The sequence below is a fragment of the Rhodococcus sp. IEGM 1330 genome (assembly GCF_033142445.1).
Lineage (GTDB): Bacteria > Actinomycetota > Actinomycetes > Mycobacteriales > Mycobacteriaceae > Rhodococcoides.
Window position 1 is genome coordinate 80,240 of record NZ_JAWLSB010000003.1, and the last position, 20,960, is coordinate 101,199.

Below are 20,960 nucleotides of genomic sequence, written 5' to 3' on the forward strand. Positions count from 1 at the left end.
AAGGGATATGAAGCTCGAACTTCGCGGTATCACCAAACGATTCGGCTCGTTGATCGCCAACGACCACATCGATCTGAACGTCGAATCCGGCGAGATCCACTGTCTCCTCGGCGAGAACGGTGCAGGCAAGTCCACGTTGATGAACGTGCTCAGTGGCCTGTATCGCGCCGAGGAAGGCCAGATTCTGCTCGACGACGTCGAGCAGAACTTCGCCGGACCGGGCGAGGCGATGGCCGCCGGAATCGGCATGGTGCATCAGCACTTCATGCTGATTCCGGTGTTCACCGTTGCCGAGAACATCGTGCTCGGTAACGAAACCACCTCGCTCGGTGGACGACTCGACCTCGTGGCAGCGCGGAAGCTGGTGCGGGAGATATCCGCGAGGTTCGGCTTCGACCTCGATCCCGATGCTCTCGTCGACGACCTCCCCGTCGGCGTGCAGCAGCGGGTCGAGATCGTCAAAGCACTCTCTCGTGAGGCGAAGGTGCTCGTGTTCGACGAGCCGACGGCCGTCCTGACGCCGCAGGAAACCGACGATCTGATGCGGATCATGCGGGAACTCGCGGCGTCGGGCACCACGATCGTCTTCATCACCCACAAGCTGCGCGAAGTACGCGAAGTGGCCGACAAGATCACCGTCATCCGGCTCGGAAAGGTCGTCGGCGAAGCGAAGCCGACCGCCAGCAACACCGAGCTCGCTGCACTGATGGTGGGACGCGATGTACAGCTCACCGTCTCGAAGGACCCGGCCACGCCCGGGGACGCGGCACTGGTGATCGAGAACCTGTCGGTGTTCGACGCCCAGGGCAACAAGACCGTCGACGACGTCAGCCTCGAAGTCGCGGCGGGAGAGATCCTCGCCATAGCCGGCGTGCAGGGCAACGGTCAGACCGAATTCGTCGAAGCCCTACTCGGGTTGCAGGACAACGTATCCGGCAAGATCAGCCTCGACGGCAACTCGCTCGTCGGGTCGACGGTGCAGGACGTGCTCGACGCAGGCGTCGGCTTCGTGCCCGAGGACCGCACCGTCGACGGCCTGGTGGGTGAATTCTCCATCGCCGAGAACCTGATGCTCGATCGCTCCAACAGCATGCCGTTCGTGCGGCGCGGCGCGGTACAACGCGAGTATCTGGACACGTTCGCGTCGGAGAAGCTCAGCGAATTCGACGTTCGCGCACCGGGAATCGGCACCGCCGTCGGACGCCTGTCCGGTGGCAACCAGCAGAAGGTGGTTCTCGCGCGAGAACTGAGCCGCGATCTGCGACTGTTCGTCGCTGCGCAGCCTACTCGCGGAATCGACGTCGGATCCATCGAATTCGTGCACAAACGCATCGTCGCCACGCGGGACTCGGGGATCCCGGTCATCGTGGTGTCGAGCGAACTGGATGAGGTTGCCGCACTGGCCGACCGCATCGCCGTCATGTATCGAGGAGCAATCGTGGGAATCGTCCCCGGGGATACGTCCCGCGAAACACTCGGATTGATGATGGGCGGTGAGCGCAGTGAGTGAGGCCGAGAAGGCCCCGGCATCTCAGCAGCCGTCGAAGTCTCATGTCGTGTTGCGGCAGATATTCACCGGCAGCGCCATCATCTCGGTTCTCGCGGTACTGCTCGCGCTGATCGTCGGTGCGGTGCTCATCGCCGCCACCAACTCGGGCGTGCAGGAATCGGCCGGGTACTTCTTCTCCCGTCCCTCGGACATGGTGAAGGCGATCTGGGATTCCGTTGCCGGAGCGTATTCCTCGTTGTTCCAGGGCTCGGTGTACAACTTCCGGCGTCCCGGATTCGAGAACGGCATCCGTCCGCTGACCGAGACGCTGACCTTCGCCACTCCGCTGATCGTCGCCGGACTCGGTGTGGCACTGGCCTTCCGCGTCGGGATGTTCAACATCGGTGGCCGAGGCCAGATGCTCATCGCCGCGGCGTGCGCAGGCTGGGTGGGATTCGGAGTGAACCTGCCCGCCGGCCTCCACCTGCTGGTTGCCGTTCTCGCCGGAGTCCTCGGCGGCGCAGTGTGGGGCGGTATCGCCGGATTCCTCAAGGCGCGCACCGGCGCTCACGAAGTGATCGTCACCATCATGCTCAACTACATCGCGTTCTATCTAGTCGCATACCTGCTGCGCACTCCCGGTGCTCTGCAGGCGCCGGGATCGAACAATCCCAAGACCGCGCCCATCGCGTCGACTGCAGTGTTTCCCAAGCTCTTCGGCGACCGCTACAGCCTGCATCTCGGATTCGTGCTGGTGATTTTCGTGACCGTCGCAGTGTGGTGGCTGCTCGAGCGATCGAGTCTCGGATTCCGCTTCCGTGCCGTCGGCGAGAATCCGCACGCCTCGCGCGTCGCAGGCATGAACGTCAACCGGATCTACCTGTACGCGATGATCCTGTCGGGTGCCCTGGTCGGCTTGGCCGGAGTGGCGCAGGTACTGGGCACCGTCACCACCGGCTTCAGCGCCGACATCGACGCCGGAATCGGGTTCGACGCCATCACCGTCGCACTGCTCGGGCGATCGAAACCCTGGGGGGTGTTCTTCGCGGGAATCCTGTTCGGCGCGTTCAAGGCCGGCGGGTTCGCCATGCAGGCAGCCGAGGGCGTACCCATCGACATCGTCCTCGTCGTGCAGTCGGTGATCGTGCTGTTCATCGCTGCGCCGCCACTGGTTCGAGCCGTGTTCCGATTGCCCAAACCAGGTGAAGAGAAACTCGCGAAAGCCGAGACTGCGAAGGTGGGTGCACTGTGACAACCTCTACCGACGCCGTCGACGCCCCCGCCGAGGCGGTACTCGGGCGCAGCTGGAAGGTGCCGACGATCCTCGGGATCGTGACACTGCTCGCCCTGGTGCTGTTCGTCGTCAAAAAAGGCTCGGGGACAAGCACATTCGCGTTGGCGTCGGAGAACGACTTTTTCGCCCTGCCTGCGGTGGGTGTGCCGTCGTCCGGTACCGGTCTCGTCGTGGTCGTGGCACTGGCCGTCATCACCGCGTACGCGACGTTCTTGGCCTCGCAGTACCGCTCGGCACCGCTGTGGCTGCTCGCAGTGTTCGCAGTACTGTTCGTCTTCGGATTCCTGGCCTGGGCCGCGGACGGTGAAACCATTCCCGTTCCCGGATTGCTCATCGGCGCAGTCGCTCTGAGCACCCCGCTGATCTTCGGCGCGATGGGCGGCGTGATCTCCGAACGCGTCGGCGTCATCAACATCGCCATCGAAGGTCAGCTGCTCGCAGGCGCTTTCGTCAGCGCCGTCGTCGCGTCGATCACCGGCTCCACGTACGTCGCGCTACTCGCCGCACTGATCGCAGGCGCATTGACCGCGTCCCTGTTGGCCGTGTTCTCGATTCGCTATTTCGTCAATCAGGTCATCGTAGGTGTGGTGCTCAACGTGCTGGTCGTCGGACTGACCAGCTTCCTGTACTCGGTGGTGCTCACCAAGAACACCGAGACACTCAACTCACCACCGCGCTTCGCGCGCATCGACATTCCGGTGCTCTCGCAGATTCCGATTCTCGGCCCGGTGCTGTTCCGTCAGACACTCATCGTGTACCTGATGTACATCGCCGTCGCGCTCGTGTTCTTCGGGCTGTTCCACACCAAATGGGGTCTGCGACTGCGTGCCGTGGGTGAACACCCGCAAGCTGCCGACACCGTCGGAATCAACGTAGCCCGCACCCGATTCTGGAACGTCTGCCTCGCCGGTGCCATCGCCGGACTCGGTGGTGCGTACTTCACGCTCGGCTCCGTCGGCGCGTTCGGCAAGGAGATGACAGCCGGTGCCGGCTACATCGCTCTCGCCGCCGTGATCTTCGGCCGCTGGGATCCGGTACGCGCGACGCTGGCCGCACTGCTCTTCGGATTCGCGTCGAACCTGCAGAACGTACTGGGCATCATCGGCTCGCCGGTACCCAGTGAGTTCATGCTGATGCTGCCCTACGTGGTGACCATTTTTGCCGTCGCGGGCCTGGTGGGCCACGTCCGGGGACCGGCCGCAGCGGGCAAACCGTATGCGTCGCGAAGTTAGCGCCAGCACTACCTGACTCGGCGGTAGGGTCGCTGTCCGTTGTGACCGCTTTCACTGTATGGTTCGGTCATTGTTGCCGCAGTTTTTCGAAGGAGAGCCATGAGCTTCCGCAGTCCCTTTCCCGATGTCGAGATTCCCGAACTCACCGTCTACGACTTCCTTTTCGGATCGATCGCCGAGTCCGACCTCGACAAGCCTGCACTGATCGACGGAACGTCGGGTGCGGTCACCACCTACAAGTCGCTGATCGGTCAGATCGACGCCATCGCAGGCGCTCTGGCCGCACGTGGACTCGAGGTCGGCGACGTCGTCGGACTCCACTCGCCGAACGTGCCCGCGTTCGCCTCGGTGCTGCACGGCATCCTGCGCGCAGGCGGAACCGCAACCACGATCAATGCGCTGTACACGGCCGAAGACATCGCCAAGCAGCTCACCGGCTCGGGCGCGAAATTCCTGTTCACCGTCTCCCCGCTGTACCCGCAGGCCAAGGCTGCCGCGGAGAAGGTCGGCCTCGACGCCGAACACGTCATCGTGCTCGACGGCGCAGAGGGCCACCCGAACCTGCGCGACCTGCTCACCCAGGGCGCACCTGTCCCCGAGGTCTCGTTCGATCCGGCCACGCACGTCGCAGTGCTGCCGTACTCCTCCGGTACGACGGGTGTGCCGAAGGGCGTCATCCTCACCCACCGCAACCTCGTCGCGAACGTGGCGCAGATGGAACCGCGCGTCGGAATCGACAGCAACGACGCGATCCTGGCGCTGCTGCCGTTCTTCCACATCTACGGACTGACGGTGCTGCTGAACATCGCGCTGAAGCTGCGCGCGCATCTGGTGACGATGCCGAAGTTCGACCTCGTCGAATTCCTGCGGATCATTCAGGATCAAAAGCTGACTTACCTGTTCATCGCACCGCCGGTGGCCGTCGCGCTGGCCAAGCACCCGCTGATCGACCAGTACGACCTCTCCAGCGTGCACACCGTCTTCTCGGGCGCGGCACCGCTCGACGAGGAGCTCGGCAAGGCCGTCGCGAAGCGCCTGAACACGCGGGTGCGTCAGGGCTACGGCATGAGCGAGCTCAGCCCGGTCAGCCACGCCATCCCGTTCGATCGCGACGACATGCCGCTCAGCTCGGTGGGTCAGCCGCTGGCGAACACCGAGAACAAGCTCGTCGACCCGGGCACACTCGAGGAGATCGAGCTGCCCACAGAGGGATTGAGCAAGCCCGGTGAACTGTGGGTCAAGGGACCGAACGTGATGGTCGGGTACCTCAACAACCCCACCGCAACCGCTGAAACCCTCGACTCCGACGGTTACCTGCACACCGGCGACATCGCCGTCGTCGATCCCGAGGGTGTCGTCTACATCGTCGACCGCCTCAAGGAACTGATCAAGTACAAGGGCTACCAGGTGCCCCCGGCCGAGCTCGAGGCATTGCTGCTCACGCACGAGGAGATCGCCGACGCCGCCGTCATCGGTGTGCTCGACGACGAGGGCGAGGAAATCCCGAAGGCATTCGTCGTCCGCCAGCAGGGTGCCACCATCGACGAGGAGGGCATTATCGCCTTCGTCGCCGAGCGCGTGTCGCCGCACAAGAAGGTACGACGCGTCGAGTTCATCGACATCGTCCCGAAGTCCGCAGCCGGCAAGATTCTGCGCAAGGACCTGCGCGCCGCGGAGGCCGGAAAGTAAGACTCTGTTCCACGACAACACCCCGTCCCACACTCGGTGAGGCGGGGTGTTGTTCTTTTGTGGGCCAACGCTTTTCCGGAACCTCACACCCTTTTTCCCGACCGCGGGGCACTGATCCGAGGCGAGTACGGGCGCGCGGTCGTAAGTGGGGGTGTGAGGTTGCTGTGGAACCGGGTTGGCGTTCGCTGCGTCCAAGGGGTGGGTGGGTTCGACGAAGGGGAGAGGTGTGAGCGTGACGCGGTGGTGGGTGGCGGGTCTGGTCGGCGTGATGGTGTCGGTCGCCGGATGCGGCGGGGCGACGGAGAGCGCGCCGGTTGCAGAGCCGACGACCTCGGTGGTTGCGACGCCGGTGACGGACGAGCCATGGGATCCCTGCACCATTCCGGACAGTGCCGTCGAGGCTGCGGGATTGGATGTGGACAGCAAGAGCACGAACCTGTTCGGAGACGCGCCACTGTCCACCGATTGGATGACCTGCATCTGGACGGATCCTGATCCCGGGTCGTGGTACTTCCTGGGAGTGTTCTCCTCTCACCACGACCTCGCTTATCTGCAGTCGAACGAGCAGTTCGGTGACTTCACGGCACCCGATAGTGCTGAGCCCGTTCAGTTTCGGCGAACTGCGAACTATGAAGAGGTCAGCTGCGGTGTTGCGTACGAAGTGGTCGGAGGGGTTGTGTACTTCATTCTCGACGGTAGGGCGGGTCGCGAGCCCCGAGGCGAACCGTGTTCGGAAATCGGTCGAGTTACGGAATCTTTGCAGACCAACCTACCGGCGCGGGCACGGTAGATCGAAAGGTAGAGGTTCGATGGCATCTGGAAACGGCGATCTATTCGAGTCGATGCAGTATTGGAAGAACCTCTCGGAACGTGCCGAGGCAGGGTTGATGGAGATCCCGCAGAGCGTTGCTGCCCAGTGCGATCAAGTCTGCGCCGAATACATCGACCATCTTGCCGAAATGCTGGGGAAGACCAAGTTTCTCGTCGATCTCGACGCATTCGGCACCCTTCCTTCAGCTCAACAGCTGGGTCGCAAGTTCAAGCGACTTGCCGATGGGGAAGAGGGGTCGGCGGCCGCCGTGATCAGGCAGCACATCGAAGTCGTTCAATTGATGCGGTCGGTGTTTCGTCGCTATTTCGTCGAGACCGAGGACGTCGATCAGAGTGTCGGCGCTCGGATCGGCGGTATCGGAGCAGGTCTGGGGGAGTGAGTCCGCAACCTCACACCCCATTGCTCGACCCCACATCCCCGCTATGACGTGAACCCGCGCGCTCGGCCGGCAACAAAGGTGTGAGGTTCGCAGTCCCGGCGCCGAAGCGTCGAACACTGTCCGAAATGTCCGTAATGTCAACCCTTGCAATACGATCGAGACAACACTCACGAATCGGATGACTTAGTCTGCGATCGTGAATCTCTCCGCTGCCCGTCTGATGCCGATGCGACCGCGCGATCCGAAAGAGCCGCATCGTTCCGCGAGCCCGCTCGAGTTGTTCTTCGACCTGGTGTTCGTGGTGGCCGTCAGCATCGCGGCGGTTCAACTCCACCACGACCTCACCGAGAACCACGTCGCCGACGGCTTGCTCGGCTATGCACTCGTGTTCTTCGCGATCTGGTGGGCGTGGATGAACTTCACGTGGTTCGCCACGTCCTTCGACACCGACGACTGGCTGTATCGCGTGCTCACCGTCGTGCAGATGGCCGGAGTCCTGACACTGGCCGCCGGGATCGAGCAGTCCGTCGTCGACGAGAATTTCACCATCGTGGTGATCGGGTACGTGGTGATGCGCGTGGCGATGGTGACTCAATGGCTGCGGGCATCGAGAAATCCCGAACATCGACAGACAGCGCTGACCTACGCGATAGGCATTGCGGGAGTGCAGGTTCTGTGGATTCTCTGGGTGCTGCTGCTCGACGGTACCGCCGCGATCATCGGGTTCGTCGTGCTCGCGGGCGTCGAGATGTCGGTACCGCTGATCGCCGAGCGCAGGGGCGCAACACCCTGGCATCCGCATCACATCACCGAGCGCTACGGCCTGTTCACGCTGATCCTGCTCGGCGAATCTCTGCTCGCCTCCGCCAACGCCATCATCGAAGCGCTGCAGGACGAGACGGCTCTGGCACCGCTGATCTCCATCTCGATTCTCACCGTCATCGTCACCGCAAGCCTGTGGTGGATCTACTTCTGGCCCCCGCATCACCGCGCGATCGGCAGACTCGGCAACTCGTTGTTCTACGGCTACGCCCACTACTTCATCTTCGCGGCCGCAGGCGCGTTCTCGGCCGGCATCGAGGTCGAGATCGATGTGCTCACCGAGCACAGCAAGCTCGGCGACGTCGCCGCGTCGTTCACCGTCACGATCCCGATCGCGGTATTCGTACTCGGTGTCTGGCTGATCGCGATTCGCGGCAACGCCGACCGCGTCGTGAACGTCGTGGTTCCGGTCGGTGCGGTTGTCGTGCTGTTCGATCCCGTTATCCCCATTCCGATCACGCTCACCGCAGTCGTCATGGTCGTCGTCGTCGCGGTCCTGGTCGCACGCGGGCCAACACACACAGAGCATGAGAAACTGACCACATGAGTATCGGAACCTTGATTCTGCTTCGTCACGGCGAGAGCGAATGGAATGCGTCCAACCAGTTCACCGGTTGGGTGGACGTGCGACTGACCGAGAAGGGTGAGGCCGAGGGCAAGCGCGCCGGCCAGCTCCTCGCCGAGGCGGGCATCCTGCCCGACCTGCTGTACACCTCGCTGCTGCGTCGCGCGATCAGCACCGCCAACCTCGCACTCGACGCGGCCGACCGGCACTGGATCCCCGTCGTCCGCGACTGGCGTCTGAACGAACGGCACTACGGCGCGCTGCAGGGATTGAACAAGGCCGAGACCAAGGACAAGTACGGCAACGAGCAGTTCATGCTGTGGCGTCGTAGCTACGACACCCCGCCGCCTCCCATCGAGATCGGCAGTGAGCACAGCCAGGACACCGATCCGCGCTACGCAGATCTGGACAGCGTCCCGCTGACCGAATGCCTCGCCGACGTCGTCGAGCGCCTGATTCCGTACTTCGAGGAGACGATCGTCGCCGATCTGAAGGCAGGCAAGAACGTCCTCGTCGCCGCGCACGGCAACTCGCTGCGCGCTCTCGTGAAGTACCTCGACGAGATCTCCGACGCGGACATCGCCGAACTCAACATCCCCACCGGCATTCCGCTGAAGTACGAGCTCACCGAGGTCGACGGGAAGCTGAAGCCCACCAACCCGGGCGGCACCTACCTCGACCCCGAAGCAGCGGCTGCAGGTGCAGCTGCCGTGGCAAACCAGGGCGGCAAGTAGCTCCTCCTCGCACAATCCGACGTTTTGTCGTAACTGCAGGTGAACGATCGAAGAACACTGCCGACGGGGACTATGACGACCAGGGAAATGCCTGCACCCTGCGTATGTGAGCTGTCCATCGAACGTACGATTCCGGTGTGAGTGTTGCATCGGCCGTACTACTGGCTATCGCCACGGCCTTCGTGGGATACCTCGTCGGCGGTGTTCTGATTCCGTACCTCAACACCCGACACTCGGAGCGCCGCCGAGCCACGTCCGGCCTGACGATGTCGCAGGTACTGGATCTGATCGTCCTCGCATCCGAGAGCGGCATCGCCGTCGTCGATCAATTTCACGACGTCGTCCTGTCGAATCCGCGAGCCGAGGAGCTCGGACTGGTGCGTAACCGTCTGATCGACGACCGGGCCTGGGATGCCGCGATCAAGGTCCTCGCCGACGGCAACCCCGTCGAAGTCGACCTCAGCTCGAAGAACCCGAGAACCGGCCGGGACAAGATCGCCGTCCGCTGCGTTGCGCGCCTGCTGAGCAAGGAAGACAAGCGGTTCGTGGTGCTGTTCGCCGACGACGATTCCGAGCAGGTCCGGATGGAGGCGACGCGTCGGGACTTCGTGGCCAACGTCAGCCACGAACTCAAGACGCCCGTCGGCGCGATGAGCCTGCTGGCCGAAGCGCTGCTCGAATCGGCCGACGACCCGGACTCCGTCCGGCACTTCGGCGGCAAGGTCGTCGCCGAATCCAAACGGCTCGGCAACATGGTGACCGAACTGATCGCACTCTCGCGACTGCAAGGTGCCGAGAAGCTACCCGACCTCGAGGTGGTCGACGTCGACACCGTCGTCAACGAGGCGATGGATCGATCCAAGCTCGCTGCCGAGAACGCCGGAATCTCCGTCACCACCGACCACCCGAGCGGCCTCGAAGTTCTCGGCGATCAAGCGCTGCTGGTGACGGCCCTGGCCAACCTCATCCAGAACGCTATCGCCTACTCCTCGGACGGTGCGCCGGTGTCGGTGAGCCGAGCCCTGCGCGGAGACAACGTGGCGTTCGCCGTCACCGACCGCGGCATCGGCATCGCCAAGGGAGACCAGGAACGCGTCTTCGAGAGATTCTTCCGCGTCGACAAAGCTCGGTCGCGGGCAACCGGTGGCACAGGCCTGGGCCTGGCCATCGCCAAACACGTCGCAGCCAACCACAACGGCAACATCTCGCTGTGGAGCAAGCTGGGCACCGGATCCACCTTCACCCTCCAGATCCCTGCGTACTTCGAAGAAGAAGACGACGCTTCGGTTACAGAAAGAGAGAATCAGTGACCAACGTTCTGATCGTGGAAGACGAAGAGTCGTTGGCCGATCCACTGGCCTTCCTGCTCCGCAAGGAAGGTTTCGAGGCCACCGTCGTCGGAGACGGACCGTCGGCACTCGCGGAATTCGATCGCGCAGGAGCCGACATCGTGTTGCTCGACCTCATGCTCCCCGGCATGAGCGGAACCGACGTGTGCAAGCAATTGCGTTCGCGCTCAGGCGTTCCCGTGATCATGGTGACCGCACGCGACAGTGAGATCGACAAGGTCGTAGGGCTCGAACTCGGTGCCGACGACTACGTCACCAAGCCGTACTCGGCGCGCGAACTCATCGCCCGAATCCGCGCAGTCCTGCGGCGCGGCTCCGACGCAGAGGTCGACGGCGGAGTCGACACCGGAGTGCTCGAAGCCGGACCCGTACGAATGGACGTCGAACGCCACGTGGTGATGGTCGGATCCGAGCAGATCACGTTGCCGCTCAAGGAATTCGACCTGCTCGAGTATTTGCTCCGCAACTCCGGTCGTGTACTGACGCGCGGACAGTTGATCGACCGCGTGTGGGGAGCCGACTACGTGGGCGACACGAAGACACTCGACGTGCATGTCAAGCGACTGCGCTCGAAGATCGAGTCCGATCCGGCCAAGCCGGAACACCTCGTGACAGTGCGCGGACTGGGCTACAAGCTCGAGGGATAGAGCCTGCGGCATGTGCATGGAACTTCGTAGCCCACTACGAAGTTCCATGCACATGCGGCGGAGCCGCTCTGTTGGTGCGCTGCGCCTCACGAGTGGCGGGATGGATCGCGATCAGACCCAGACCGCGGCGACGCTTGCACAGGGATGCCAATTCCTCGTAGGCGGCTTTGCCGAGTAGCTCGGTCAACTCGGGCTTGTAGGACTCGAACACCTGCTTCGAGCCGACGTGTGCATCGGGCGAGCCGGAGCAGTACCAGTCCAGATCCAGACCGCCCTCGCCCCAGCCGCGTCGGTCGTACTCGCCGATCGTGGTCTTGAGAATCTCGGAGCCGTCCGGCCGTGTCACCCAGTCCTGGGTGCGTCGGATCGGCAGCTGCCAGCACACGTCGGGCTTGACCTCGAGCGGTTCGATGCCCTTGCGCAGCGCCATCGAATGCAGCGCGCACCCGATTCCGCCCTCGAACCCGGGACGGTTCTGGAAGATGCAGGCACCCTTGTAACGCCGCGTACGCAGTGACTGTTCGTCGTCGAGATCGTCGTATTCGACGTACCCCTTCTTGCCCAGACCCTTGTCCATGAGCTGCCAGTCCTGCGGAGTGAGCAACTTCACCGACTCGTCCAGCTTGCGTTTGTCGTCCTCGTCGGACAGGAACGCGCCGTGGGAGCAGCAACCGTCGTCGGGGCGGCCCGCGACGGTTCCCTGACACGCAGGAGTTCCGAACACGCAGGTCCAGTTGGACAACAACCACGTCAGATCCGCAGCGATGAGATGTTCCGAATTGTCGGGGTCGGGGAACTCGACCCATTCTCGAGGGAAATCCATCTCGACCTCTGCAGCGAACGACGGCTGCTCACGACCTGATGTCACAAACGACGACGGTAGACCCAGTACCGTGGGCATGTGCGAATAGGGGTGCTCGACGTCGGTGCAGACGCGGGCTCGAGGCGACTCGTAGCGTTCGTGTCGCGGATCATGGCAGCCGACCGTGCAGAATTGGAAGGTGTCAGCGCCGACAGGTCACCACTACGGGTGGCCGGGGCTCTGGTAGCGGAGGCGAGCATGCGGGCATCGACAGCGGAGTCATTCGAGACATGCCCGTGGGCGCTGAAGGAAGGTTTGATGTTGAGGAAGCTGGACCCCGAAACCGACGGCGATCTGGTGGGGAGTTCGAGATGAGCGACACCAACCCGGAGGACACCGGACAGATCTCGGTTGCCGAGCTCCTGGCCCGAAACGGTCAGAAAACGAACCTGAGCGCAGGCGGTCGCCGTCGCCGTGGCGTCAAGGGCGGCATCTCCGTCGCCGAGCTGACCGGTGAGATCCCCGTCGTTCGCGACGAGCCCGGCAACCGCAGCGCGCTTGTTGTCGAAACCCCGGCTCCCGACGCGTCCGAGCCCGAGACACCAGACGTGGCCCCGGCAGCGCCGCAGAGCAGCGATGTGGTCGAGGACGACGCGCCCGTCGCCGTCTCCTCCCGGCCGCAACCGGCCCGGCCGCAGACCGCTCGCCCCACCCCGTTCCAGTCGGCAGGCAAGCGCGAGAAGCAACAGCCCGAGCCGGAACTGCTGTCCGGCTCCACCACGGTGGCCGGTGACCTGCTGAACCGCTCGCACGACGACACCGAACGCGCCAAGCGCCCGGCTGCGGCCACGACGCCGACGTCGGATCGGCTTCCGTACGGATCCACCGCGGCCGAGCAGGGTCGGACCCGCAAGCCTGTGGGATTCCGAGCATCGCGGCAGGTCGAGGTGTCCGAGCCGAACACCGACGTCGCTCCGCGAGCAGCACTCATCGACGTCGACGACCTGGCCAAGACCGCGGTGTCCCCGCGCATTGCGCGCGCCGACGACACGACAGCCGAGTCGGCAGATGCGCAGGCAGAGGTCGAGACGTCCGCCGCCACCGAGGTCGTCGATCTCGTGAAGCCGGAGATCGACGACGAGCCGAAGACCGCGACCGACGTCGAGGCCGACACGGCAACCGACGACGCACCGGAAGCGGAGGCCGACAGTTCGACTGCGGCCTCGCGCACCGACCGCCGGGCAGCGGCCGTCAAGGGCAAGGGCGGTGCCGTCCGGCAATGGCTGGTGCTGATCGGTCAGGCCGTGGTGTCGGTCGCCGTCGGCGCGCTGTTGTTCAAGGGCTTCGAGCAACTGTGGGACGTGCTTCCGTGGGTCGCGCTGGTGCTGTCGGTACTGGTCATCGTCGGGCTCGTCGCGGTGGTGAGAATTCTGCGGCGCACCGACGATCTGATATCGATCGTCATCGCGATCGCCGTCGGTGTCTTCGTCACGCTCGGTCCGCTCGCCTTCCAGCTCAGTACCGGCTGAGCCGGCAGACCGATGGGTGCGAAGCGAATTCAGGTGGGACTGTCCACGGCCTCGGTCTACCCGCAGAACACCGAGGCGGCGTTCCGCTACGCGGCGGAGCTCGGGTACGACGGCATCGAACTGATGGTGTGGGCCGAGTCGGTCAGCCAGGACGTCGACGCGGTGGCCGCGCTCTCGCGGGAGTACTCGATGCCGGTGCAGGCCATCCACGCGCCGTGTCTGCTGATCTCGCAGCGAGTGTGGGGATCTGATCCGATCGCCAAACTCGCCCGTTCGGTCGAGGCGGCCGAGAAGCTGGACTCGGCGACGGTCGTGGTGCACCCACCGTTCCGGTGGCAGCGCAAGTACAGCGACGGCTTCGCCGATCAGGTCGCCGAACTCGAATCGAACTCTCACGTTGTGGTCGCCGTCGAGAACATGTTCCCGATGCGCGCCGACCGCTTCTTCGGGCGCAAGGAGAAATCCGCACAGCGACTCGAACGACGTGGTGGGCCGGGCGCAGCACTGTCGGCGTTCTCGCCGTCGTACGACCCGACGGACGTCGGCCACGGTCACTACACGCTCGACCTCTCGCACACGGCCACCGCAGGCTCGGACGCGCTCGAGATGCTCGACCGGATGGGCGAGGGCATCGCGCACCTGCATCTGGCCGACGGCCGGGGCGCATCGGTCGACGAACATCTGATCCCCGGCCACGGTAGCCAGCCGTGCGTGGAGGTGTGCACCGAACTGGTGCGCCGCGGCTTCGAGGGTCAGGCAGTGATCGAGATCAACACCCAGAACGCGCGGACGGTCTCCGAGCGTTCCTCGATGCTCGGACAAGCACTGCAGTTCGCCCGCGCACACCTGTCCTGAGGCCGCCGGTAAGTTGTCGTCAATGAGTTCCGCCAGCCCCTTCAAGGCCGCCACCACCCTGACCGCGCTCGAGGTCGCCGCCGACACCGCGTCGTTCGCGGGCGCGATCGACTCCACCTGGACCATCGGTCCGAAGGTGCACGGCGGCGCGATGCTCGCCGTCTGCGCGGCAGCAGCGCGTCAGCACATCGTCGCGACCGACCCGGATCAAGCCGAGATCCAGCCGCTCGCGGTGAGCGTGAGCTACCTGGCCGCTCCCGATCCCGGCGAAATTGCCCTGACGACTGTGGTGCGCAAGCGCGGTCGCCAGGTCTCGCACGTCGACGTCGAACTCACCCAGGCCGGACGCGTTGCCGTGCGGGCGGTGGTGACCCTCGGTCGTCCCGATTCCGACGAACCTCACCACGAGACGCCGACGTCGCTGGCGTCGATGGCCGCCGAGCCGCCCGCGGATACCCTCGCGGTGGCAGGCGATCATCCGATGGCGTCCATCGTGCACGTGGCCAAGGGCTGCGAGATGCGTATCGACGCGTCGTCGGCGTCGTTCCTGACCGGTCAGCAGGGCGAGGCGGAGATTCGATTGTGGGTGCGTCCCTTCGCAGGCGACGAGGCCGACGTCGACACCGCGGTGCTGTTCGCACTGATGACCGGAGACATCTCGGCTCCGGTGACCATGAACCGCGGAATGTTCGGGTGGGCTCCGACCGTGCAGTTGACGACCTACCTGCGACGCCGTCCGGTGCCGGGGTGGCTGCGCGTGGCGGCGACCAGCACCGTCATCGGCAGCACCTGGTTCGAGGAGGACCACGTGGTGCTGGATTCGACCGGTGCCGTCGTGGTGCAGAGCAGACAGTTGGCGATGGTGCCGCGCTCGAACTGACATGGCAGGCTTGGCCGCATGACGAGAATTGCAGTGATCGGCGGCGGACGGATCGGCGAGGCGTTGATTGCGGGACTCCTCGAGTCCGGCCACGCAGTGCGCGATCTGGTGGTCGCCGAGAAGTCCGAGGCCCGCGCCAAGGAGATCGCCAAGGAATTCGGAGTACTGACCACCACCGTCGGCGACGCATCCGAGGGTGCCGACGTGATCGTGCTGGCGGTCAAGCCGGCCGACGTCGAAGCGGCACTGACCGAGATCACGAAGATCGAACTCGACGGCGATCGCGAACAACTCATCGTCTCGCTGGCCGCAGGCGTCCCCACCGCCAAGTTCGAGCCCAAGCTCCCCGCCGGCTTCCCGGTCGTTCGGGTCATGCCCAACACCCCGATGCTGGTGGGGGAGGGCGTCAGCGTGTTGGCACCGGGCAAGTACGCGCGCGCCGAGCACCTCGAACTCGTGCGCTCGATCCTCTCGGCCGTCGGCAAGGTGGTCGTGGTCAAGGAGAATCAGCTCGACGCCGTGACGGCCGTGTCCGGCTCCGGTCCGGCCTATTTCTTCCTGGTGGCCGAGGCCATGATCGACGCGGGTGTTGGCCTGGGATTGAGCCGCGACGTGGCGTCGGCGCTCGTGGTTCAGACGATGGTGGGGTCGGGGGCGATGCTCGATCGCTCCGACGAGAGCGCGAGCGAGCTCCGATATGCGGTGACTTCTCCGGGCGGAACTACCGCCGCTGCGGTGCGTGAATTGGAGAAAAAGGGCCTCCGAGCAGCTTTTTTCGATGCTCTCGGTGCCGCAAATGCCCGATCCATTGAGATGGGCATCACAGCGGAATAAAAAATCTTTTCCCCACACCCGTCGCAGTAACCCCATCTGTCCCTATAGGCTCGGGGGCAGCACGTGCGTGTCTGTTCGGCAGGAGGGGAAGCCTGCCGCATGAGACGTGCCGGAGGTATGTGGATTGATGGCGTCTATAAACAAGCCGTCCAAGGGTTCGTCCCCGGACGGTCAACCGGCTCTGGCCGGAACGCAGTTCCTCACGGTCGCCGAAGTGGCGACGCTGATGAGGGTTTCGAAAATGACCGTGTACCGGCTGGTGCACGGCGGAGAATTGCCCGCTGTACGAGTGGGTCGATCTTTTCGTGTGCACGCGAAGGCGGTTCACGACTATCTCGAGACCTCGTACTTCGACGCAGGCTAGTAGTGCACGTGGGGCCGGTTTCGTAAGTCCTGGTTCACACCGGTAGGATTGGCGCTCGTCGTGCCAGCCAGCCGGTGTGCAACCGTGGGCGAGTACGTGGCCCCAGCGCCAGCTCGGTGACCAAGGCTTTTGGCTCGAAGCCCTCAGGGCTTGGTTGTCAGGTAGGCGTACGCAAACGGCGTGCGCGAAAACGCTAGAGAAGAACGTGAGGACACCCGCATGGGTTCAGTGATCAAGAAGCGTCGCAAGCGCATGTCGAAGAAGAAGCACCGCAAGCTGCTTCGCCGTACCCGCGTGCAGCGCAGGAAACTCGGCAAATAAGCCTGCCGTCATCTGCTTCACGAGGAAGCCCGTCACCATCGGTGGCGGGCTTCTTCCGTTCGAAGAACGGGCTTTGCTTCTCGCCCACGCGGACGCCGACCGATCCAGTAGGCTTGCAGCGGAATCGACGTTGGGGGTGCGCAGTGAGTCCGAGCGAACGTGGATCAGCTGCGCCCCGAGTGGTCCTCGTGACCGGAGCGAGCCGATTTCTCGGCGGTTACCTCGTCACCAGGCTGGCCCAGAATCCGAACATCGAGCGCGTCATCGCCGTGGATGCGGTGTCTCCGAGCAAGGATCTGCTGCGCCGCATGGGTCGCGCGGAATTCGTGCGAGCCGACATCCGTAATCCGCTGATCGGCAAAGTGATTCGCAATGCCGGCGTCGACACAGTCGTGCACGCAGCCACCGTCGCCAAGCCACCTAGATCCGGTGGCCGCGCGACGATGAAAGACCTCAACGTCATCGGCGCGATGCAGCTGTTCGCGGTCTGCCAGAAGTCACCGACCGTCGAGAGGGTCGTACTGCGTTCCTCGTCCTCGGTGTACGGCTGCAGCGCCAAGGACCCGGTGAAATTCACCGAGGAAATGAGTGCCCGACGCCCCCCGAGCGGTGCGTACGCGCGGGACACGATCGACATCGAGGGATATCTGCGCGGGCTCGGCCGTCGACGACCGGACATCGCGGTGTCGATCCTGCGTATGGCACCGCTGATCGGTCCACGACTGAACGGCACCATCTCGCGGTACATGACCTCGCCGCTGATCCCCAGCATCGTCGGTCGTGACGCCCGCATGCAGTTGCTGCACGAAGAGGACGCCCTGGCTGCGCTCGAGCGCGCCACTCTCGGCGGGTCGGCAGGCACGTTCAACGTCGGAGCCGACGGCACGATCATGCTGTCCCAGGCAATTCGCCGAGCCGGCCGCGTTCAGGTGCCGGTACCGTTTCCGCTCTTCAAGAGTGTCGGCCGCGCACTGATGGGCGGCATGATGCGCGAGTTCACCACCGAGCAACTCGATTACTTCCACTTCGGCTGCGGACTCGACACCACCCGCATGCGGTCCGTCCTGGGCTTCGAGCCGCGGTGGACTACGGTTCAGGCATTCGACGACTTCGTCCGAGGAGCAGCACTGCGGCCGGTCATCAGAACCGAATGGGTGGACAGCATCGAAGATCGACTGGTCTCGGCCGTCGAAACAGGCGCGTCCACGGCGCGTGCACTGGCAGCACTGCGTAGTTCGGAACCGGTGCGTAGTTCGGAACCGGCGCGTAGTTCGGGAGGGGACCGGTGAGTGAAGTGGCCAAAGTGATTCCATTGCACGGCGGCTCGTCCGGCCGCTCGGCCCGAGCGGCTGCGGGCTCGCGTGAACGGCACCCCTCCGCCTACGCCGACCCTCGAGAGCCGACGCCGCTGCTGGACCCGGCGCCTGCCGACGCGTCGGCCGTGATGCCATCGATCCCGACTCCGTTGCTGTCGATGATCGACGACACCAAGTCCACGATCGTCGACCAGATCTCCTCGGTCGCCGAGTTCGTACGCAGACGGCTGGCCGGTGACTACAGCGTCGACGAGTTCGGCTACGACCCGCACTTCGCCGACGCGGTCTGGCTCCCGTTGCTGCGGCCGCTGTTCGACAAGTGGTTCCGCGTCGAAGTCAAAGGCATCGAGAACATTCCGTCCGACGGCGGCGCGCTCGTCGTCGCAAACCATGCGGGCGTGGTGCCCGTCGATGCGTTGATGGCGTCGGTCGCCGTGCGCGATCACCACCCGGCGCACCGCCCTCTGCGAATGTTGGCCGCCGACATGGCATTCGAGATGCCCGGCGTCGGCACGATCGCGCGCAAGGCGGGGCACACGCTGGCGTGCAACCCCGACGCCGAGCGCCTGCTGCGCACCGGCGAGGTCGCCGCCGTGTTCCCCGAGGGGTTCAAGGGCATCGGCAAACCGTTCAGTGAGCGCTACAAGTTGCAGCGATTCGGTCGCGGTGGATTCGTCTCGGCCGCTCTGCGGACGGGTGTGCCGATCATCCCGTGCTCCATCGTCGGCTCGGAGGAGATCTACCCCAAGATCGGCGACATCGCACCACTGGCCCGACTGATGGGCATGCCCTACTTTCCGGTCACTCCGTTCTTCCCGCACCTCGGACCGCTGGGTCTGATCCCGTTGCCGTCCAAGTGGTACATCGAGTTCGGCAAGCCGATCCCCACCGATGGGTACGACTCCACCGCGTTCGAGGATCCGATGGTGCTGTTCGAGTTGACCGACCACGTACGCGAAACCATTCAGCACACGCTGTATCGACTGCTTGCCAAGAGGCGCAACGTCTTCCTGGGTTGAACGCTCGGGTTATCGTGTGGCAGTGCATATTCGCGACACTGCCGCTGCCGATCTACCCGAGATTCTCGACATCCACAACGATGCGGTCGCCAACACCACCGCCATCTGGGACGAAGAACAGGTCGATCTCGCCGATCGCACAGCCTGGTTCGAGGGACGGATCGCCGCTGGATACCCGGTACTCACCGCAGAGGTCGACGGACGGGTGGCCGGATACGCGTCGTACGGGCAGTGGCGTGTCAAGAGCGGCTACCGGCACTCGGTGGAACACTCGGTGTACATCCACCGAGATTTCTACCGTCGCGGGCTGGCCAGCGCGCTACTGGGCGAGCTGATCGAGCGAGCCCGGGCCGGAAACGTGCATGTGCTGGTGGGGTTCATCGAATCCGAGAACACCACGTCGATCGCTCTGCACGAGAAATTCGGGTTCGTCACCGTCGGACAGATGCCACAGGTGGGCGTCAAGTTCGGTCGGTGGCTGGACCTGACGCTGATGCAGCTCACGCTCTGATAGTCGTCACCGGATGAATCAGGCTTCCTCGGATCAGGCCTTGCGACGGCCGATCACCGCGGCCAGCCCGCCGCCCACCGCGCCCAAGGCCAACGCCGTGGGCACACCGATCTTGGCGGCCTTGCGTCCGGTGCGGTAGTCGCGGATCTCCCAACCCCGGTTCTTGGCCAGCTCACGCAGATCGGTATCGGGGTTGATCGCCACGGCGGTGCCGACCAGCGAGAGCATCGGCACGTCGTTGTGGCTGTCCGAATACGCGGTGCAGCGCTTGAGATTGAGACCTTCACGCACCGCCAGCGAGCGCACCGCGTGCGCCTTGCCGATGCCGTGCAGGATGTCGCCGACGAGACGGCCGGTGAACACCCCGTCCTTGCTCTCGGCGACGGTTCCGAGGGCCCCGGTCAAGCCCAGGCGCTTGGCGATGATCTGGGCCAGTTCGAGGGGAGTGGCCGTCACCAGCCAGACCTGCTGACCGGCGTCGAGGTGCATCTGAGCGAGAGCCCGGGTACCGGCCCAGATCTTGTCGGCGATCATCTCGTCGTAGATCTCCTCGCCGAGCCTGGTCAGCTCCGAGGTGGGACGGCCGGTGATGAACGAGAGCGCCTTCTCTCGTCCGCTGGCCACGTCCTCGCTGTTCTCCTTGCCGCTGACCCTGAATTTGACTTGCTGCCAAGCGAATTGGGCCAGATCGCCGCTGGTGAAGTATTTGCGCGCGGCCAACCCGCGAGCGAAGTGAATGATCGACGCGCCCTGCACCATCGTGTTGTCCACGTCGAAGAAGGCAGCAGCAGTCAGATCTCGCGGAACGGCACCCTCGGACTCGATCTGCAACGCCAGCGCGGCATCGGCACTGGCCCGGCCTGCAACGTTGGCGCGGACCTCGGCGTCCGTCGGACCGAACGGATTGCGAATCCTGCGGATGCGGCGCTTGAACTGCTTGTCTCCGCTCGGATCGTTCGTATCGACCATGTCGATATCGGGCGTGTCCTCGATCGGCAGGTCTGTTCCCCCGTCGCTCACTTCCGTCCCCCTCCCAGTCGAGTCGCTCGCCGCAAGCCTAGTCGGGGTTGCCCGGACGACAGGCGAAGGGCGGCACTCGACGCCTGTCGTTCGGGCCCTGATCGGACCGAGGACTGTGACCTTCGTCTCCGTTGCGGCCGTGTCACAGTGGATGCATGCAGACGACTCCCACCGGCGTGGCTCTTCTCACCCGCGCAGGCTGCCATTCCTGCACTCACGCGTTCGAGGTGTTGAGCGAGGTCTGCCGCGAATTCGACGTGGCAGTCACCGTCGTCGACGTCGACGAGGCGGCAGCGGAATCGCCTGACCTGCGTGCGGAGTACGGGGATCGAGTGCCAGTGGTGCTGCTCGACGGCATCGAACACAGTTACTGGGAGGTAGACGTGCCGCGGTTGCGGGCCGATCTCGCCCGGGCAGGGCACCCTAAGAACGTGTGATTGGTCTCGCGTGTGCAGGTGAAGGCCGGTGTGCGCAACT

At 64.4% G+C, this 20,960-nt stretch carries 22 protein-coding genes and 1 pseudogene; 21 read left to right on the top strand and 2 right to left on the bottom strand.

Translation table 11 applies throughout. The annotated features are described in order from the left end of the window. Nucleotides 1-7: 7 nt before the first annotated feature. From R4P57_RS08450 to R4P57_RS08495, 10 genes are all read left to right on the top strand, one after another. A complete protein-coding gene (locus tag R4P57_RS08450; protein WP_317802415.1) occupies nucleotides 8-1,510 on the top strand; it encodes an ABC transporter ATP-binding protein in 1,503 nt (500 codons plus the stop codon). After that, complete coding sequence (locus tag R4P57_RS08455; RefSeq protein WP_317802416.1) at nucleotides 1,494-2,741, top strand: ABC transporter permease; 1,248 nt, start codon at nucleotides 1,494-1,496, stop codon at nucleotides 2,739-2,741. Before R4P57_RS08450 ends, R4P57_RS08455 begins: the two co-directional genes overlap by 17 nt. Further along, nucleotides 2,738-4,015 carry an ABC transporter permease gene (locus tag R4P57_RS08460; RefSeq protein ID WP_317802417.1) on the top strand — a complete coding sequence of 426 codons (1,278 nt, stop codon included), beginning with the start codon at nucleotides 2,738-2,740 and terminating at the stop codon, nucleotides 4,013-4,015. Before R4P57_RS08455 ends, R4P57_RS08460 begins: the two co-directional genes overlap by 4 nt. Nucleotides 4,016-4,114: 99 nt before the next feature. Then, nucleotides 4,115-5,704: an AMP-binding protein gene (locus tag R4P57_RS08465; RefSeq protein WP_317802418.1), complete on the top strand. Its 1,590-nt coding sequence runs from the start codon at nucleotides 4,115-4,117 to the stop codon at nucleotides 5,702-5,704. A 226-nt stretch (nucleotides 5,705-5,930) separates the two neighbouring features. Then, nucleotides 5,931-6,494 carry a DUF3558 family protein gene (locus R4P57_RS08470; protein ID WP_317802419.1) on the top strand — a complete coding sequence of 188 codons (564 nt, stop codon included), beginning with the start codon at nucleotides 5,931-5,933 and terminating at the stop codon, nucleotides 6,492-6,494. A 19-nt stretch (nucleotides 6,495-6,513) separates the two neighbouring features. Next, nucleotides 6,514-6,915: a hypothetical protein gene (locus R4P57_RS08475; protein ID WP_317802420.1), complete on the top strand. Its 402-nt coding sequence runs from the start codon at nucleotides 6,514-6,516 to the stop codon at nucleotides 6,913-6,915. 226 nt (nucleotides 6,916-7,141) lie between these two features. Then, the gene (locus R4P57_RS08480) at nucleotides 7,142-8,284 is read left to right on the top strand and encodes a low temperature requirement protein A (protein ID WP_317802783.1); all 1,143 of its coding nucleotides are present in this window, start codon (nucleotides 7,142-7,144) and stop codon (nucleotides 8,282-8,284) included. Continuing rightward, entirely contained in the window at nucleotides 8,281-9,036 is a 756-nt protein-coding gene (locus R4P57_RS08485; RefSeq protein WP_317802421.1) for a phosphoglyceromutase, read from the top strand. The genes R4P57_RS08480 and R4P57_RS08485 overlap by 4 nt, the downstream gene beginning before the upstream one ends. 137 nt (nucleotides 9,037-9,173) lie before the next feature. After that, complete coding sequence (locus R4P57_RS08490) at nucleotides 9,174-10,346, top strand: sensor histidine kinase (protein WP_317802422.1); 1,173 nt, start codon at nucleotides 9,174-9,176, stop codon at nucleotides 10,344-10,346. After that, nucleotides 10,343-11,032 (top strand): response regulator transcription factor, encoded by a 690-nt coding sequence (locus R4P57_RS08495; protein WP_032393874.1) that lies wholly within the window; start codon nucleotides 10,343-10,345, stop codon nucleotides 11,030-11,032. Before R4P57_RS08490 ends, R4P57_RS08495 begins: the two co-directional genes overlap by 4 nt. Before the next feature lie 34 nt (nucleotides 11,033-11,066). Here the strand turns inward: R4P57_RS08495 and R4P57_RS08500 are convergent, their stop codons facing one another. Beyond that, on the bottom strand, nucleotides 11,067-11,855 hold the full coding sequence (locus R4P57_RS08500) for a hypothetical protein (RefSeq protein WP_317802784.1): 789 nt from the start codon (nucleotides 11,853-11,855) through the stop codon (nucleotides 11,067-11,069). Between the two features lie 114 nt (nucleotides 11,856-11,969). On the opposite strand from R4P57_RS08500, the pseudogene R4P57_RS08505 reads away from it, so the two are divergent. The 10 genes and pseudogenes from R4P57_RS08505 to R4P57_RS08550 form a co-directional block, all read left to right on the top strand. After that, nucleotides 11,970-12,209 (top strand): annotated as a pseudogene (locus R4P57_RS08505) (hypothetical protein); the annotation flags it as partial. Then, nucleotides 12,206-13,363 carry a hypothetical protein gene (locus tag R4P57_RS08510; protein WP_317802423.1) on the top strand — a complete coding sequence of 386 codons (1,158 nt, stop codon included), beginning with the start codon at nucleotides 12,206-12,208 and terminating at the stop codon, nucleotides 13,361-13,363. The pseudogene R4P57_RS08505 and the gene R4P57_RS08510, both read left to right, overlap by 4 nt. A 12-nt stretch (nucleotides 13,364-13,375) precedes the next feature. Then, the gene (locus tag R4P57_RS08515) at nucleotides 13,376-14,218 is read left to right on the top strand and encodes a sugar phosphate isomerase/epimerase (RefSeq protein ID WP_317802424.1); all 843 of its coding nucleotides are present in this window, start codon (nucleotides 13,376-13,378) and stop codon (nucleotides 14,216-14,218) included. Nucleotides 14,219-14,240: 22 nt separating this feature from the next. Next, nucleotides 14,241-15,098 carry a thioesterase family protein gene (locus R4P57_RS08520; RefSeq protein WP_317802426.1) on the top strand — a complete coding sequence of 286 codons (858 nt, stop codon included), beginning with the start codon at nucleotides 14,241-14,243 and terminating at the stop codon, nucleotides 15,096-15,098. Nucleotides 15,099-15,116: 18 nt separating this feature from the next. Next, nucleotides 15,117-15,932 carry a pyrroline-5-carboxylate reductase gene (gene proC / locus R4P57_RS08525; protein WP_317802427.1) on the top strand — a complete coding sequence of 272 codons (816 nt, stop codon included), beginning with the start codon at nucleotides 15,117-15,119 and terminating at the stop codon, nucleotides 15,930-15,932. A gap of 127 nt (nucleotides 15,933-16,059) precedes the next feature. Next, nucleotides 16,060-16,296, top strand: a complete 237-nt coding sequence (locus R4P57_RS08530; protein ID WP_008713658.1) for a helix-turn-helix domain-containing protein — start codon at nucleotides 16,060-16,062, stop codon at nucleotides 16,294-16,296. A 219-nt stretch (nucleotides 16,297-16,515) separates the two neighbouring features. Then, the gene (locus R4P57_RS08535) at nucleotides 16,516-16,617 is read left to right on the top strand and encodes a 30S ribosomal protein bS22 (protein ID WP_003402602.1); all 102 of its coding nucleotides are present in this window, start codon (nucleotides 16,516-16,518) and stop codon (nucleotides 16,615-16,617) included. A gap of 143 nt (nucleotides 16,618-16,760) precedes the next feature. Then, the gene (locus R4P57_RS08540) at nucleotides 16,761-17,906 is read left to right on the top strand and encodes an NAD-dependent epimerase/dehydratase family protein (protein ID WP_317802428.1); all 1,146 of its coding nucleotides are present in this window, start codon (nucleotides 16,761-16,763) and stop codon (nucleotides 17,904-17,906) included. Continuing rightward, nucleotides 17,903-18,952, top strand: coding sequence for a lysophospholipid acyltransferase family protein (locus R4P57_RS08545; RefSeq protein WP_317802429.1), 1,050 nt, complete (start codon nucleotides 17,903-17,905; stop codon nucleotides 18,950-18,952). The genes R4P57_RS08540 and R4P57_RS08545 overlap by 4 nt, the downstream gene beginning before the upstream one ends. 22 nt (nucleotides 18,953-18,974) lie before the next feature. Beyond that, a complete protein-coding gene (locus tag R4P57_RS08550; RefSeq protein WP_317802430.1) occupies nucleotides 18,975-19,463 on the top strand; it encodes a GNAT family N-acetyltransferase in 489 nt (162 codons plus the stop codon). Nucleotides 19,464-19,496: 33 nt separating this feature from the next. On the opposite strand, the gene R4P57_RS08555 is transcribed toward R4P57_RS08550, so the two are convergent. Further along, the gene (locus tag R4P57_RS08555; RefSeq protein WP_317802785.1) at nucleotides 19,497-20,432 is read right to left on the bottom strand and encodes an HAD-IB family hydrolase; all 936 of its coding nucleotides are present in this window, start codon (nucleotides 20,430-20,432) and stop codon (nucleotides 19,497-19,499) included. Between the two features lie 206 nt (nucleotides 20,433-20,638). Between R4P57_RS08555 and R4P57_RS08560 the strand changes: the two genes are divergently transcribed. Further along, nucleotides 20,639-20,920: a glutaredoxin family protein gene (locus R4P57_RS08560; protein ID WP_037186951.1), complete on the top strand. Its 282-nt coding sequence runs from the start codon at nucleotides 20,639-20,641 to the stop codon at nucleotides 20,918-20,920. The last annotated feature ends 40 nt before the right edge of the window (nucleotides 20,921-20,960 follow it).